The sequence below is a fragment of the Pseudoduganella namucuonensis genome (assembly GCF_900116645.1).
Classification (GTDB): domain Bacteria; phylum Pseudomonadota; class Gammaproteobacteria; order Burkholderiales; family Burkholderiaceae_D; genus Rugamonas; species Rugamonas namucuonensis.
Genome location: NZ_FPBO01000036.1, coordinates 41,098 through 55,594 on the forward strand (window position 1 = coordinate 41,098; position 14,497 = coordinate 55,594).

The 14,497-nt window shown below is 68.3% G+C and carries 14 protein-coding genes; all 14 read left to right on the top strand.

Translation table 11 applies throughout. From position 1 onward, the window contains the following. The first annotated feature begins 1 nt into the window (after position 1). The 14 genes from BM436_RS28525 to BM436_RS28590 all read left to right on the top strand — a co-directional run bounded on the left by BM436_RS28525 (position 2) and on the right by BM436_RS28590 (position 14,487). Entirely contained in the window at positions 2-463 is a 462-nt protein-coding gene (locus tag BM436_RS28525) for a cache domain-containing protein (RefSeq protein WP_229490819.1), read from the top strand. Then, on the top strand, positions 460-1,713 hold the full coding sequence (locus BM436_RS28530) for a lipase family protein (RefSeq protein WP_093559170.1): 1,254 nt from the start codon (positions 460-462) through the stop codon (positions 1,711-1,713). The genes BM436_RS28525 and BM436_RS28530 overlap by 4 nt, the downstream gene beginning before the upstream one ends. A gap of 295 nt (positions 1,714-2,008) precedes the next feature. Continuing rightward, positions 2,009-3,205: a flavin-dependent monooxygenase gene (locus BM436_RS28535; protein ID WP_093559264.1), complete on the top strand. Its 1,197-nt coding sequence runs from the start codon at positions 2,009-2,011 to the stop codon at positions 3,203-3,205. 40 nt (positions 3,206-3,245) lie between these two features. Continuing rightward, complete coding sequence (locus BM436_RS28540) at positions 3,246-4,961, top strand: FAD-dependent oxidoreductase (protein ID WP_093559265.1); 1,716 nt, start codon at positions 3,246-3,248, stop codon at positions 4,959-4,961. Continuing rightward, positions 4,948-5,805: an SDR family NAD(P)-dependent oxidoreductase gene (locus BM436_RS28545; protein ID WP_093559172.1), complete on the top strand. Its 858-nt coding sequence runs from the start codon at positions 4,948-4,950 to the stop codon at positions 5,803-5,805. Before BM436_RS28540 ends, BM436_RS28545 begins: the two co-directional genes overlap by 14 nt. Positions 5,806-5,845: 40 nt before the next feature. Continuing rightward, positions 5,846-6,601 (top strand): SDR family oxidoreductase, encoded by a 756-nt coding sequence (locus BM436_RS28550; protein ID WP_093559174.1) that lies wholly within the window; start codon positions 5,846-5,848, stop codon positions 6,599-6,601. Between the two features lie 10 nt (positions 6,602-6,611). After that, positions 6,612-7,640, top strand: coding sequence for a ferredoxin--NADP reductase (locus BM436_RS28555; RefSeq protein WP_093559176.1), 1,029 nt, complete (start codon positions 6,612-6,614; stop codon positions 7,638-7,640). Positions 7,641-7,671: 31 nt separating this feature from the next. Then, the gene (locus tag BM436_RS28560) at positions 7,672-9,246 is read left to right on the top strand and encodes a FadD3 family acyl-CoA ligase (protein ID WP_307666350.1); all 1,575 of its coding nucleotides are present in this window, start codon (positions 7,672-7,674) and stop codon (positions 9,244-9,246) included. 28 nt (positions 9,247-9,274) lie between these two features. After that, positions 9,275-10,180, top strand: coding sequence for a VOC family protein (locus tag BM436_RS28565; RefSeq protein ID WP_093559180.1), 906 nt, complete (start codon positions 9,275-9,277; stop codon positions 10,178-10,180). Beyond that, entirely contained in the window at positions 10,177-11,415 is a 1,239-nt protein-coding gene (locus BM436_RS28570) for an MFS transporter (protein ID WP_093559182.1), read from the top strand. The genes BM436_RS28565 and BM436_RS28570 overlap by 4 nt, the downstream gene beginning before the upstream one ends. Then, complete coding sequence (locus BM436_RS28575) at positions 11,412-12,164, top strand: SDR family NAD(P)-dependent oxidoreductase (RefSeq protein ID WP_093559184.1); 753 nt, start codon at positions 11,412-11,414, stop codon at positions 12,162-12,164. Before BM436_RS28570 ends, BM436_RS28575 begins: the two co-directional genes overlap by 4 nt. Positions 12,165-12,198: 34 nt before the next feature. After that, on the top strand, positions 12,199-12,591 hold the full coding sequence (locus BM436_RS28580; protein ID WP_177307572.1) for a nuclear transport factor 2 family protein: 393 nt from the start codon (positions 12,199-12,201) through the stop codon (positions 12,589-12,591). A gap of 101 nt (positions 12,592-12,692) precedes the next feature. Continuing rightward, positions 12,693-13,598, top strand: coding sequence for a VOC family protein (locus BM436_RS28585; RefSeq protein WP_093559188.1), 906 nt, complete (start codon positions 12,693-12,695; stop codon positions 13,596-13,598). Positions 13,599-13,608: 10 nt separating this feature from the next. Next, entirely contained in the window at positions 13,609-14,487 is an 879-nt protein-coding gene (locus BM436_RS28590; RefSeq protein WP_093559190.1) for a CoA transferase subunit A, read from the top strand. Positions 14,488-14,497 lie beyond the last annotated feature (10 nt).

Here is a 14,497-nt window from a genome sequence, read left to right on the forward strand (position 1 = left end):
CATGCAACTCAACCCGATGGTTTTCAGTGCGCTGACAGTCGCTGTGCTGGCGTGCCAGGCACCGGCCAGCGCCGCTGGCCTTGGAACAGCGGAACAAGCCGTGACGCTGGTGAAAAAAGGCATCGCCCATATCAAGGCCCACGGCAAGGACAAGGCGTTCGCCGATATCAACCAGCCTGACGGCGCGTTCAAAGACCGCGATTTGTACGTTATTGTCATCGATCTGAATGGCCGCATGCTGGCAAGCGCGGGCAATGCGCGCATGGTCGGCAAGGATGTTTCCCAGATCAAGGATGCGAACGGAAAGACCTTTGTCAAAGTCGCGCTGGATACAGCCAAAGCCAGCGGCAAGAGCTGGACCGATTACATGTGGCCCAATCCCAGCAGCAATGTGATCGAGGCTAAAACCACCTATCTTGAAGTCATGGGCGATGTGGCGGTCGGTTGCGGGGTGTACAAATGAAAATCAAGCCACGCGACCATTGCGGCGGTACCGCCATTGCCAAAGGTCCCACTGGTCTGGCGCGGTCGTTCGCCCGCGCACTGCTCTGCCTTGCAATGGCGGGGCTGTCCGCATCGCCGGCATCGGCTGGCCCGATCGACGACCCGCGTACCGACGCCTTCTATACGCCGCCCCAGCCGCTGCCCGCCGTCCCGCACGGCACGCTGATCCGGTCGCGGCCGTTCATTCCGGTCGGGCTGTTCGCCAGCGGCTGGCAGATCATGTACACGTCCACCGACAATGCCGGCAAAGCCATGGCGGTCACCGGTACCGTGCTGGTGCCGCTGACGCCGTGGTGGCAGGGCAACCGGCCGGTCATTGCGTGGGCGCCGGGCACTCAGGGTTCGGCGGACAATTGCGCACCGTCGCACCAAATTGCCCGAGGCACTGAATACGAGACCCCGATCGGCATCGCAAGGACGATCGCCAAGGGTTGGGCCATTGCCATGACTGACTATCAGGGCATGGGAACGCCCGGTGCGCCTACATACTTCGCGGGCAAGCCCACCGGAAGTGCCGTGCTCGACGCCGTTCTGGCTGCACAGCAGTTGAACGGCGCGGGCGTGGCGGCGAACTCGCCCGTCGGGATCATGGGCTACTCCGAGGGCGGGTACGCCTCCGCGGCGGCCGCCGAGCTTCAACCGCGCTACGCCCCTACCCTGAACGTCAAGGGCGTTGCCAGTGGCGCCGCCCCTTATCGTATCGCCGACGTGTATGCGACCGTGAACGGCAGCTTGAACGCTGGGTTCGGGCCGGGTTTCTTGATCGGCATGGACGCCACCTATCCTGAACTGGATTTGCAGTCGATCCTGACACCCTACGGGAAATCCGTCGTAGCGGATGCCTTGGACAAAAAATGCACGGTCGATTTGGTCCTTGGCTATCCCTTCCTGTCCGACGCTGTCATGGTTCAGGGACCGACCATACTGAACCGGCCGAACTGGGTGGCGCGTATGGACGAGAATAATGGCGGGCAGGGTGTTCCCGCGGTGCCGGCGCTTCTCTATGGTGGCGTGCTCGACAACGTGGTTCCCTACGAGCAGAACAAAAAATGGTTTGCCGCCTGGTGCGCGCGCGGGGCCAATGTGGAATTCCGCACCGTCCACGGCACGGTCGACCACATCTCGGGGGCGGTCTTGGGTGTGCCGATCGCGCTCGATTGGATGGCACAGCGATTCGCCGGGATACCCGCCACATCAGGCTGCCCTTGAACTGTCCGGCCGGCGGCAAGCCGCCAGCTCGTTTTGCAATGCTTCAGAAGCTGGAAGAGACTTTCCGCGACAGCGTTGCCGTGGCAATCGCCACAACAGGTCGAGTACAAGCGCCGGGTATAGCCGGGCGCCTTCCGCGGCCCGCCGCGACCCGTCTGGAGCGGCCGCCCGCGGCGATGCCGTCGGCACCAATCTCCCAGGCTTAGTCTGATTGGATGATGACTTTCCTCCACGCTGAATGGAGTATACGGACACGATGTGCAGTCCGTTCCACTACATGAACCTGGAGACTTTTATGCCGAATACGCAGCATCCCGACACTTTGGACGAGGCGGAATTCATCCAGCGCGCCCGTGCCCTGATTCCCGCGCTGAAGGAGCGTGCCGCGCAGGCCGAGCAAGACCGCAACCTGGCCCCGGACACGATACGTGAACTGCAATCGCTTGGACTCCTCAAAATCCTGCAGCCCAGGCGCTACGGCGGCCACGAGATGAATCCCCGCGTGTTTTACGAGGTGCAGATGGCGCTGGCCGAGGGCTGCATGTCGACCGCCTGGGTGTTCGGCGTGCTGGGTGTCCATCCCTGGCAGCTCGCCATGTTCGATCCGCGCGCCCAGGAAGAAGTCTGGGGCGAGGATGACGATACCTTGATCGGCTCGACCTATATGCCGGTCGGTAAAGTGACGCGTGTGGACGGCGGCTTCCGCCTGTCCGGCCGCTGGGCCTTCTCCAGCGGTTGCGCCCATGTGGACTGGATCTTCCTGGGCGCCATGGTGCCATCGCGGGAAGCGGGCGGCGCGCCTGAGTACCGGACCTTCCTGCTGCCCAAGGCCGACTTCCAGATACTGGACACCTGGCACACGATCGGCCTGAAGGCGACCGGCAGCAACGATATCGTCGTCGAAGACGCCTTCGTTCCGGAATACCGCACCCACCGCACGCGCGACGATACCATGGCGTCCCGCCCGGGCATCGAGTTGAACAACGCGCCCACGTACCGCCTGCCGTTCATGCAGGTGTTCGCGCGCGCCGTGTCCACCGCCTGCATCGGCGGCTTGCAGGGCGCCATCAACGCCTTCCGCCAGATCGCGTCGTCCCAGGTCAGCCGCAATATGCTGGGCCGCACGGCCGACGATCCGACGGCGCAGCTTGCCGTGGCCGAGGCCACGGCGGCGGTGGACCAGCTGCGGCTGGCGCTGGCGCGCAACATGGACACCATGATGGCGTATGCCGAGCAACAGCGGGCCGCGCCCATCGACGATCGCGTGCTGTACCGCTATCAATCGGCGCAGGTGCCGGACGTGTGCGCCCAGCAGGTGAGCAAGCTGCTCAAGTCCTGCGGTGGCTCGGGCATCTACCTCACCCACCCGGTGCAGCGTTACTTCCTCGATATCCACTGCGCCCGCGCCCACGTGGCCAACAACCTGGACATGGTTGGCCGCAACTACGGCGGCGTGCTGCTGGGGCTGGACAACAAGGACACCACGGTTTGAACGCCGGATGCGCAACCACACCAACGCGGGCCCACACCCCATGAATGCAAACGCGAAGCAGGACGCCACCTTCGATGTCGTTGTCATCGGTTCCGGCGCGGGCGCCATGACGGCGGCGATCCGCGCCGCCGACCAGGGGCTGTCCGTGGTCGTGATCGAACAGAGCGACCAGTACGGCGGCACCTCGGCCGTTTCGGGCGGCGCCGTCTGGATCCCGAACAACCACCAGATCGCGGCGCTGGGCGGCTCCGACAGCGCCGACGAGGCGTTGGCCTACCTGAAGGCGGCCACGCGCGGCGAGGTCGCCGAGGAGCGTCTGCGTGCCTACGTGGACGGCGCGCCGCGCATGGTGCGCTATCTGGAGGAAAAGACCAGGCTGCGGTACCGCGCGGTGCCCGCCTACGCCGACTATTACCAGGATCTGGCCGGGGCCAAACCCGGTTTCCGCTCGATGGACCCGATGCCCTTCCACGCGGCCGAACTGGGACCGGAGTTCCTCCGCTTGCGCGAGCAGTCGCCCGGCATGCTGGTGTTCGGCCGCATGACGATGACCACCTTCGAGGCCCATACGCTGATGAGCCGCATGCACGGCTGGAAAAAGGTCGCGCTCGGCATGGGCCTGCGCTACTGGCTGGACCTGCCGTGGCGATTGCGCAGCCGGCGCGACCGCCGGCTGGCCATGGGCAACGCGCTGGTCGGGGCCTTGCGCCGCTCCATGATGGACCGGAACATCCCGCTGTGGCTCGACACGGCCTTCGAATCGCTGCACATGGATGGCGGCCGGATCACGGGCGTGGCGCTGCGGCGCGACGGCAGGCCGTTGCGCGTCGACGCGGCGCGCGCCGTCATCCTGGCCGCCGGCGGTTTCGAGCGCAACCAGGAAATGCGCGAGCGCTACCTGCCCACGCCGACCAGCAGCCGCTGGAGCGCCACGCCGCCCGTCAACAGCGGCGCCGGCATCCGCGCCGGCATGGCGGTGGGCGCGGCGGTCGCCCTGATGGACCAGGCGTGGTGGACGCCGACGGTGGCGGTACCGGGCGAGGAGAAGCAGCGCGGTCTGTTCTTCGAGCGCCATCTGCCGCACTCGATTGTCGTCAACGGCAGGGGGCAGCGTTTCGCCAACGAGGCCGGTCCCTACCTGGATTTTGTCGACGCCATGTATGCCGACCACGCTAAAACCGGCGCCACGCTGCCCGCGTGGCTGATCTTCGACGCCGAGTTCCGGCGCAAATACCCTTGCGGCCCCATGCTGCCGGGCTCGGTGCGCCCGGATGGGAAATTGCCGCCCGAATGGCTGGGCACGGTCTACCACCGGGCCGACACACTGGCCGGACTGGCGCGCCAGATCGGTGTCGACGCGGAAGGCCTGGCGCGCAGCGTTGAACTGAACAATAGCTACGCCGCGACCGGCGAGGATCTCCAGTTCGGCAAGGGCGGCAATGCCTACGACCGCTTCTATGGCGATCCGTCGGTGCGGCCGAACTGCTGCATCGGGCCGATCTCGCGCGGCCCGTTCTACGCCGTGCCGCTGGACGCGGGGGAGATCGGCACCAAGGGCGGCCTGTTGACCAACGAACACGCCATGGTGCTGGACCTGGCCGGCGCGCCGATACCCGGCCTATATGCGATCGGCAACACCTCGGCCTCGATCACTGGACGCTCCTATCCGGGCGCCGGCGCCACGCTGGGGCCGGCCATGACATTCGGCTTCATCGCCGCCAACCATATTTCTGGAGATTCTCATGCTGAACGGTAAGATCTGTCTCGTCACCGGCGCCAGCCGTGGCGTGGGCCGCGGCGTCGCGCTGGCCCTGGGGGCCGCCGGCGCCACCGTGTATGTCACCGGCCGCAGCCGCGAGGAGGGCGACGCGCCGCTGCCCGGCACCGTCTACGCCACGGCCGCCGAGGTCACCGCCGCCGGCGGGCTGGGCATCCCCGTGGTGTGCGACCACGCCGACGATGCCAGCACCAAGGCCGTGTGCGACCGCATCGCCAATGAACACGGCCATCTGGACATCCTGGTCAATTGCGCGATCGCGCTGCCGGACGGTCTCACGGACGTCGCGCCGTTCTGGCGCAAGCCGCTGCGCATGACCGACCTGTTCGGCGTGGGCATGCGCTCGGCCTACGTCGCCTGCTATTACGCCGCGCCACTGTTGCTGAAGGCGGGGGGCGGGCTGGTCGCCAACATTTCATCGGCGGGGGCGCGCTGTTATATGCATGGCCCGGCCTATGGCGCGGCGAAAGCGGCGGTCGACAAGATGACGCACGACATGGCCCACGACTTCCGCAACGACAACGTGGCGGCGGTGGCCCTGTGGATGGGATTGGTCAAGACGGAGCGCACGCTGGCCGTCTGCGCGGCCGAGCCGGAAAAATACGCCGACTGGCTGAACATGGCCGAGTCGCCCGAATTCGGCGGCCGCGTCATCGCCGCCATCTACCTCGACCGGGACCGCGCGAGCCGCTCGGGAAAAGTGTTCTACGCGGCCGAGTTGGCGCAGGAGTATGGCGTGACGGACGTCGATGGCAAGCGGCCGCCGTCGCACCGTGCGTTTCTCGGCGCCCCCACCGAGTTTTCCGCCGCCGTGGTCGAGTGATGCGGCGCCTGAACAACATCATCCCCGGGAAGGAGCACGCATGCAACGCGTAACGGGCAAGATCGCGGTGGTCACCGGCGCCGCCGCCGGCGTCGGGCGCAGCACGGCCCTGCTGCTGGCCCGGGAGGGCGCGCGCGTTGTGCTCACCGACCTCAACGAGGATGCGGGGCGCGCGCTGGCGGGCGAGATCGGCGAGCAGGCTTTGTTCGTGCGCCACGACATCGCCGAGGAGGAGGACTGGCGGACCGTGATGTCGGCCGCCGATGAGCGCTTCGGCGCGATCAATGTGCTGGTCAACAATGCCGGGGTCTGCGTTTCCGCCTCGATCGAGGACACCTCGCTGGAACTATGGCGCAGGCTGCACCGCATCAACGCCGACGGCGTGTTCCTGGGCTGTAAATACGGCCTGGAGGCCATGAAGCGGGCCGGCGCCGGGTCCATAGTCAACATGTCCTCCACGGCTGCGCTGGGTGGCATGTCCAGCCTGGCCGCCTACAGCGGCTCGAAAGGCTCGGTGACGGCCTTGACCCGCAGCGTCGCCGCGCACTGCAAGTTCAGCGGCTACCGCATCCGCTGCAATTCGGTGCACCCCGGCGGCATCGCCACCGCCATGACCGAGGACATCCGCGCCACCATCGAGGGGGCGGCGGCCAGCTTCAACACCGACCCCCGGTCCGGCTTCTGCGACCCGGAGGACGTCGCGGACCTGGTGCTGTTCCTGGCTTCGGACGAATCGCGCTTCATCAACGGCGTCGAACTGCGCGTGGACAACGCGCTGCTCAGCGCCTGCATCTGAGACTCCCGCCATGCATACACCCACCTACCACCGTCTGCGCGTGCGCAATGTGATCGAGGAAACCGCGGACGCGAAGTCGCTGGTGTTCGACGTGCCCGCGCACCTGCGATCCTCGTTCACCTACCGGCCGGGCCAGTTCCTGACGCTGCGCGTTCCGCACGGCGACGGGCACCTGCCGCGCTGCTACTCGCTGGCCAGCGCGCCAGCCAGCGACGACGCGCCCCGCGTGACCATCAAGCGCGTGGAAGCGGGCAGGGCGTCCAACTGGCTGTGCGAACAGGTGCAGGCCGGCGACGAACTGGACGTCATGCCGCCGGCCGGCGTCTTCACGCCCAAGTCACTGGACGGCGATTTCCTGCTGTTCGCCGGCGGCAGCGGCATCACGCCGGTGTTTTCCATCCTGCGCTCGGCGCTCACGGGCGGCGCCGGCCGGCTGTGCCTGATCTATGCCAACCGCGACCAGCAGTCCATCATCTTCCGCGATGCACTGCGCGCGCTGGCCAGCGCCCATCCGCACCGGCTGCAGGTGCTGCACTGGCTGGACGCGGTGCAGGGCGTGCCGTCGGTGGCGCAACTGGCCGAGCTGGCCCGTCCCTGGCGCGGGGCCGAAAGCTTCATCTGCGGCCCCGCGCCGTTCATGGACGCCGCCGTGGAGGCGCTGCACGCGCTCGAAATCCCCCCGGCCCGCATCCACGTCGAGCGTTTCGTGTCGCTGCCGGAGGAGGGCGGGCCTGGTGCGCCGGCCGCCGAGGGAGGCGGCGCCCAGGTCAGGCTCGACGTGGAGCTCAATGGCGAACTCCACGAGCTGAGCTGCTCCGACCGGGAAACCGTGCTGGACGCCCTGCTGCGCGCGGGCATCGACACGCCATATTCCTGCCGCGCCGGCGCATGCGCCACCTGCATGTGCACGCTCGTGGCGGGCAAGGTCACCCATCGGCGCAACGACGTGCTGGACAAGAACGACCTGGACCAGGGCTGGTGCCTGGCCTGCCAGGCGGTGCCCGACGCCGCCCACGTCCGTTTGCGCTTCCCGGATTGACGCCCGTCCCCTTTTTACTATGAAGCCCACCATGCCTACTATTCCCGCGGCCGTTCCGGCCACGATACCCCAGATGCTGGACCAGTCGGCCGAGCTGTTCGACAGCCATGCCGCGATCGAGGACGACGGCACACGCATCAGCTACACCGAATTGCGCACGGCGGTCCGGCGGGCCGCCAAGGCGCTGATCGCCGACGGCGTCGTCCCCGGCGACCGCGTCGCCGTGTGGGCGCCCAATCTCCCCGAATGGATCATCGCCGCGCTCGCCATCCAGACGGCGGGCGCGGTGCTGGTGCCGGTCAATACGCGGATGAAAGGGCGCGAAGTCGCCTTCGTGCTGGAGACCAGCGGCGCGCGCCTGCTGCTCTGCGTGGGCGATTTCCTCGGCGCCTACTATCCGGACATGCTGGAAGGCTTGTTGCCGCCAGCCGTGGCGCGGGTGGTGGTGCTGCGCGGCGCGCGCGACGGCGCGTGCCATTGGCGGGATTTCCTGGCCAGCGGGGCCGCGGTGACGGACGGCGATCTGGACGCGCGCGCGGCCGCCGTGACGGCCGACTCGCTGTCCGACATGATGTTCACTTCCGGCACCACCGGCAACCCCAAGGGCGTGCTGAGCGCGCACGGGCAGAACCTGCGCGCCGTCGCCGCCTGGTCGCACGCGATGGCGCTGACGCCGGCGGACCGCTACCTGATCATCAATCCCTTCTTCCACGCGTTCGGCTACAAGGCCGGCTGGCTGGCGGCGTTGATGCACGGTTGCACCATCCTGGTCGACCAGGTGTTCGACGCCGGCGCCGTGCTCGAACGCGTCGCACGCGAGCGCGTCAGTGTGCTGCCGGGACCGCCGACCATTTTCCACAGCCTGCTCGCGCACCCCGGCCTCGCGGCCACCGACCTGTCCAGCCTGCGGGCCACCATCACCGGCTCCACCACCATCCCGCCCGCGCTGATCGAGCGGATGCGCCGCGAACTGGGCTTCGCCATCGTACTGACCGGTTATGGCCTGACCGAATCCTGCGGCTTCGCCACGCTATGCCGGGCGGACGACGACGCCGCCACGGTCGCCGCCACCTCGGGGCGGGCGATGCCCGGCATCGAGCTGGCGGTGGTGGACGGGGAGGGCAAGGCGCTCGCGGCCGGCGAGCCGGGGGAGATCGTGCTGCGCGGCTATAACGTCATGCGCGGCTACTTCAACGACGAGGACGCCACCCGCGCGGCGATCGACGGCGACGGCTGGCTGCACACGGGCGATGTCGGCGTGCTCGACGAGCGCGGCTACCTGCGCATCACCGACCGCATGAAGGACATGTACATCGTCGGCGGCTTCAACTGCTATCCGGCCGAGGTGGAAAAGCTGATGCTGCGGCATGAATCCGTCGCCCAGGTGGCGGTGGTCGGCATGCCCGACGAGCGCCTCGGCGAAACGGGCTGCGCCTACGTGGTGCTGCGCGCGGGCGCCCGCCTCGGGGGACACGAGTTGTTGTCGTGGTGCCGCGCCAACATGGCCAACTACAAAGTGCCACGCCAGGTGCATTTCGTCGACAGCCTGCCGGTGAACGCCTCGGGCAAGGTGCTCAAGCGCGAACTGCGCGCGCTGGCGCCGTGACCGCTCCGCGACTTTAACGAAGGCAAGTATGGAAATCACCTTGTCCCATCGCGGGGTTTGCGTCAGCGATATCGCGCGCTCCGCCATCTTTTACGAGGGCGCACTGGACTTCGCGCCCGCGGCCGATGCGGCCACGCCGGCCGGCACCCTTTTCGATCCGGGCGCCGGCCACCCCGGCAGCGCCTCGCAGGCCAGGCTGCTGCGCAACCCTCAGCGCGTGGCGCTGGAATTGCTGCGCTTCCAGCGGCCCGCCGCCAGCGGCCCGCGCGTGCGGCGTCCCAACAACCAGTTCGGCTTGACGCATCTGGCCTTCTATGTGGAGAGCATATCCGCAGTGGCCGAGCGCGTGCGCCGCTGCGGCGGGCAGGTCTTCGAACACACGCGCGCCCGCTATCCGGAGGGGGGCGCGGAGATGATGTACTGCACCGACCCGGACGGCACCCGCATCGAGTTGATGCAGATGGCGGGCGCCATTCCACGCTTCTCCCATTCGGGCGTCTGCGTGCGCGAGGTGGCGCGCGCCCAGCGCTTCTACGACGCGCTGGGTTTCGCGGAGGCGGAGAACTATGACCTCCAGCACCACTCCGCCTGGCTGGATGTCATCAACGAGCTCGATCACGTGAAATTGCGCGCGCAGATGGTGCGCGCCGCGGCGGGCGACACGCTTGAGTTGCTGCATTTCACCTCGCCGGCGGCGTTTGGTCCCACCACCGTGCAGCCGTTCAACCGCTACGGCCTGACCCATTTGGCTTTCCTGACCGACGACCTGGAGGCGGCGGCCAGCCGCGTGGTGGCCAATGGGGGAACCATCCTCCACACCGACCCCGTGTGCCGCAACGACGCGCGGCGCCTGTTCTGTTCCGACCCGGATGGCGTTCGGCTGGTGCTGCTGCGGCGCGCCGCGCCCGCCCACTTTGAAAGGCAACAATCATGAAGCTGGAACAAGTCCGTCCCGTCGCCGTGCCGGGCCCGCGCGGCGTGCCGCGCCTGCGCGTTGAGCCGCTGTGGCGGCGCGGCGCCATCCTGCTGGTGCTGCTGTCCGGTCCGGCCTTCCTGGCGATGGTGTTCACCGTGATCCCCCCGGCGTTGCCGGGCATCGCGGCCCACTTCGGCGGAGGCGCCGCAGGCCAACTGGTGGCGCAACTGGTGATGACGCTGCCGAGCATCGGCATGATGGCGGGCGGGCCGCTCAGCGGCTGGCTGATCGACCGCTATCGCGCGCGCCGGCTGCTGCTCGCGGCGCTGGCATCCTATGGCCTGTTGGGCCTGGCAGGCACGCTGCTGGACGGGCAATGGAGCTTGCTGGCGGCGCGGCTGCTGCAGGGATTCGCGGCCTGCGCCATGGTCACCGCCACCAACACGCTGATCGGGGAACGCTACGACGCCGCCACGCGCGCGCGCTTGCTCGGCTATGGCACGTTTTGCGGCGCGGGCGCCGGGCTGGCGTCCATCCTGCTGTCCGGGGTGATCGCCGAAGCCGGCAGCTGGCACGCCCCGTTCGCACTGTACGGGCTGGCGCTGGGGATGCTGCCGCTGGCGGCGATCGTGCTGCCGGCGGGCGGCGGGGGCACGTCGCGGACCGAGGCCCGGCAAGGCGGCGCCGCCAGCGCGCTGCTCGGGCTGGCCCCCTTGTACGCGGTGATCGCGCTGGTGTTTGTCGCCGTCTTCATGACCAATGCCCAGGTGTCGTTCCTGCTGCTGGCCGACGGGGTGAGCGGGCCGGCGGCCCAATCGCGCATCATCGGCTGGTCGTCGCTGACCAACGGCCTGGGCGGGGCCAGTTACGGCTGGCTGCGCGCCCGGCTGGGCTTGCGCTGGAGCTTCGTCGCCATGCTGGGCCTGCTTGCGGCCGGGATCACCACGCTGGGACTGTCGCACGACCCGCTCATGGCCACGCTGGGCTGCGCCTTGACCGGCTTCGGCGGGGGCCTGGCGGTGCCGCATTTCCTCAACATGGTGCTGGATCGCGCGGAACCCGCCGTGCGCAGCAGGGCGCTGGGCCTGGCCTACAGCGCGCTGTTCCTGGGCGACTTCATGAATCCCTTCCTGATGGCGCCACTGACGGCGGTGACCGGCATCCACGGCGCCTTCCTGACCGTGGGCGCCTGCCTGGCCGCGGCGGCGGTGTACCAGGCGCTGCGCCGAGGTGCGCACGGGGGAGGACAGTGAGTGGCGCGGTGCGGTTCGACTATGGCGGTTGCCAGGTGCTGGTCACCGGCGGCACCAGTGGCATCGGCGCCGGCATCGCGGCCGCCTACCGCGCCGCCGGCGCCAGCGTCGCCATCACCGGCACCCGCGCCAGCGCGGCCGGGTACGACGCGGACCTGGCGGGCTATCGCTATTTGCAACTGGACCTTGAGCGGCCGGCCCAGGTGGCGGAGGTGACCGCCGCGCTGCCGGCGCTGGACATGCTGGTCAACAACGCCGGCACGGCGTTTCCCGGCGGCCTGGACGAGAGCGACCCCGATGTCTTCCTACGGGCGCTGGACATCAATCTGGTCAGCGCCTACCGGCTGGCGCGGGCCTGCCGGCCGTTGCTGGCCCGCAGCCGTATGCCGGGCGGCGCCGGCGTGCTCGGCATCGCCTCCCTCACTTCGCTGTTCGGCAATCCGCTGGTGCCGGGCTATGGCGCGGCGAAAGCCGGCCTGGTGCAACTGACCAAGAGCCTGGCCATGGGCTGGGCGCGCGACGGCATCAGGGTCAACGCGGTGGCCGCCGGGCTGATCGAGACTCGCCTCACCGCCGCCCACGTGGGCGACGCGGACGCGCTGGCGCCATGGCTGGCGCGCACCCCGCTCGGCCGCGTCGGCGTGCCGGACGATATCGCCGGCACGGCCCTGTTCCTCACCAGCGGCGCCGCCGCCTACGTCACCGGCCAGTGCTGGGTGGTCGATGGCGGCTATTCGGTCTTTGGCTGACCCGCATCGTTCCCATCCCGCCATCGGAGTATCCATGCACACCACCCCCAGCCCGGCCGAAATACAGGCCGCCGTGCGGCGCTACGCGCAATGCCTGACGAATGGCGACCTGGACGGCATCGTCGCCCTGTTCGCGCCCGACGCGGTGTTCGAGGATCCGATCGGCACCGTTCCCCATGTCGGATCAGAGGGCGTGCGCGGCTTCTTCCAGGCCGCGTTGAGCCAGACCGGTGGCCGCATCCTGTTCGAGCAGGAAGGCGCGGTGCGCATCCGGGGGCCGCACGCCGTATGCGCCTTCATCGCCACCTGCGACCGCCTCACTCCCGTGCTGGTCACCGAGACCACCGACATCTTCAAGTTCGACCGGAACGGCCGCATCAAATCGCTGGTCGCGATCTGGGGCGAGAGCAACGCGCGCACGGTGTAAGTATTAGTCCCGGTTTTAATCCTATTGGACGATGTGGCCTGGACGCGATCTGCCGAGAATGGAGCCTGGATCAACAGTGCCCAATTCGACGGAGACTATGCATGATAGACATCAGAGGGCTGGCTTACGTGGTCGTGAACGCGACCGACGTGTCACGATGGGAACGCTACGGCGAGGACGTGCTGGGCATGATGGCGCAGCCGGCGCCGGAGGGCGGCGTCTACCTTAAAATGGACGAGCGGCCGTTCCGCTTCCTGGTTCAGGCGGCCGGAACGGAAGGCTACGCCGCCTCCGGCTGGGAAGTGCTGAACGCCGAGGCGTTCGAACTGGCACTGCGGGAGCTGGAACAGGCCGGCGCCGAGCCCGTGCTGGGCAGCGCCGCGGACTGCGCGCTGCGCAAGGCGCAGCAGGTGGTCCGGTTCCGCGATCCGTCCGGCAACCGGCATGAAATCGTCTGGGGTTGCCAACGCGATTTCCAGCGCTTCGTCTCGCCGCAAGGTGTCGAGCGTTTCGTCACAGGGGACCTCGGCATGGGGCACACGGTGCTGCCAGCGCCCAATTTCGACGCCACCTGGGCCTTCTTCCGCGACGTGCTGGGCTTCGGCCTGTCCGACATCTACAAGCACCGCGCCGCCCCGGACGCGCCGGTGCAGCGGATTCACTTTTGCCACTGCAACAACGGGCGCCAGCACAGCGTCGCGCTGTTCGAGGCCGAGATCCCGTCCGGCTGCGCGCACGTCAACGTCGAGGTGCCCAGCATCACCGATGTCGGCCGGGCCCTTGACCGCCGGCAGCGGCACGGCGTCAAGCTGATGGCCAGCATGGGGCAGCACGCCAACGACCAGATGTTCTCCTTCTACATGGCCACGCCGTCCGGCTTCGCGCTGGAATACGGCGCCGGCGGGCTGGTGGTCGACTGGAGCCGGCACGCGGCCTTCGAGGCGACCGAGATCAGCCTGTGGGGACACGACTTCAGCCTGGGTCTGGCGACCGGCGACACCAACTAGAGGATCAAGCATGAACAAGCAAATGACAGCGGCCGAAGTGGTCGCCCAACTGCGCGATGGCATGACCATCGGCATCGGTGGCTGGGGGCCGCGCCGCAAGCCCATGGCCATCGTGCGCGAAATCCTGCGCTCGGACCTGAAGGACTTGACCATCGTCGCCTACGGCGGTCCGGACGTGGGCATGCTGTGCGCGGCGGGCAAGGTGCGCAAGCTGGTGTACGCCTTCGTCTCGCTGGACGCGATTCCGCTCGAGCCGTATTTCCGCAAGGCGCGCGAGGCGGGCCAGATCGCCGTCTCCGAGCTGGACGAGGGCATGCTGCAGTGGGGCTTGCGCGCGGCCGCCATGCGGCTGCCGTTCCTGCCGACGCGGGTGGGGCTGGCGACCGACATCATGACCCACAATCCGGATATCAAGACCATCCGCTCTCCCTATGCGGACGGCGAATTGCTGGCGGCCATGCCGGCCATCGCGCTGGACGCGGCCCTGCTGCACGTGGACCTGGGCGACCGCCTGGGCAACACCCAGATCGGCGGGCCGGACCCGTTCTTCGACGACCTGTTCGCGCGCGCCGCGCAGCGCTGCTACGTCAGCTGCGACCGCCTGGTCGAGCGCGTCGAGGACGACGACGCCTTCCAGCCCAAGGCCAATTTCTTCGAGCGCTATCTGGTCAGCGGGGTGGTGCACGCGCCCGGCGGCGCCCACCCGACCTCCTGCGCGCCACACTACGGCTGGGACCTGGATCACCTCAAGAAATACGTCGCCAGCGCGGCCGAGGACGGCGGCTGGGCCCGATACGTGGGCGAATTCGTGGCCGGGACGGAGGAGCACTACCTGCGCCGCGTCGGCGGCATGGAGCGCGTGGCGCAACTTCCCCTTCCCATATTTTGAAGCGAGCCTC

What these genes read in the sequence shown, in the direction of transcription:
- BM436_RS28555 (WP_093559176.1), top strand. Translation starts at nt 6,612, where the DNA reads ATGCATACACCCACCTACCACCGTCTGCGCGTGCGCAATGTGATCGAG.
- BM436_RS28535 (WP_093559264.1), top strand. Translation starts at nt 2,009, where the DNA reads ATGCCGAATACGCAGCATCCCGACACTTTGGACGAGGCGGAATTCATC.
- BM436_RS28580 (WP_177307572.1), top strand. Translation starts at nt 12,199, where the DNA reads ATGCACACCACCCCCAGCCCGGCCGAAATACAGGCCGCCGTGCGGCGC.
- BM436_RS28540 (WP_093559265.1), top strand. Translation starts at nt 3,246, where the DNA reads ATGAATGCAAACGCGAAGCAGGACGCCACCTTCGATGTCGTTGTCATC.
- BM436_RS28585 (WP_093559188.1), top strand. Translation starts at nt 12,693, where the DNA reads ATGATAGACATCAGAGGGCTGGCTTACGTGGTCGTGAACGCGACCGAC.
- BM436_RS28590 (WP_093559190.1), top strand. Translation starts at nt 13,609, where the DNA reads ATGAACAAGCAAATGACAGCGGCCGAAGTGGTCGCCCAACTGCGCGAT.
- BM436_RS28525 (WP_229490819.1), top strand. Translation starts at nt 2, where the DNA reads ATGCAACTCAACCCGATGGTTTTCAGTGCGCTGACAGTCGCTGTGCTG.
- BM436_RS28545 (WP_093559172.1), top strand. Translation starts at nt 4,948, where the DNA reads ATGCTGAACGGTAAGATCTGTCTCGTCACCGGCGCCAGCCGTGGCGTG.
- BM436_RS28565 (WP_093559180.1), top strand. Translation starts at nt 9,275, where the DNA reads ATGGAAATCACCTTGTCCCATCGCGGGGTTTGCGTCAGCGATATCGCG.
- BM436_RS28550 (WP_093559174.1), top strand. Translation starts at nt 5,846, where the DNA reads ATGCAACGCGTAACGGGCAAGATCGCGGTGGTCACCGGCGCCGCCGCC.
- BM436_RS28530 (WP_093559170.1), top strand. Translation starts at nt 460, where the DNA reads ATGAAAATCAAGCCACGCGACCATTGCGGCGGTACCGCCATTGCCAAA.
- BM436_RS28570 (WP_093559182.1), top strand. Translation starts at nt 10,177, where the DNA reads ATGAAGCTGGAACAAGTCCGTCCCGTCGCCGTGCCGGGCCCGCGCGGC.
- BM436_RS28560 (WP_307666350.1), top strand. Translation starts at nt 7,672, where the DNA reads ATGCCTACTATTCCCGCGGCCGTTCCGGCCACGATACCCCAGATGCTG.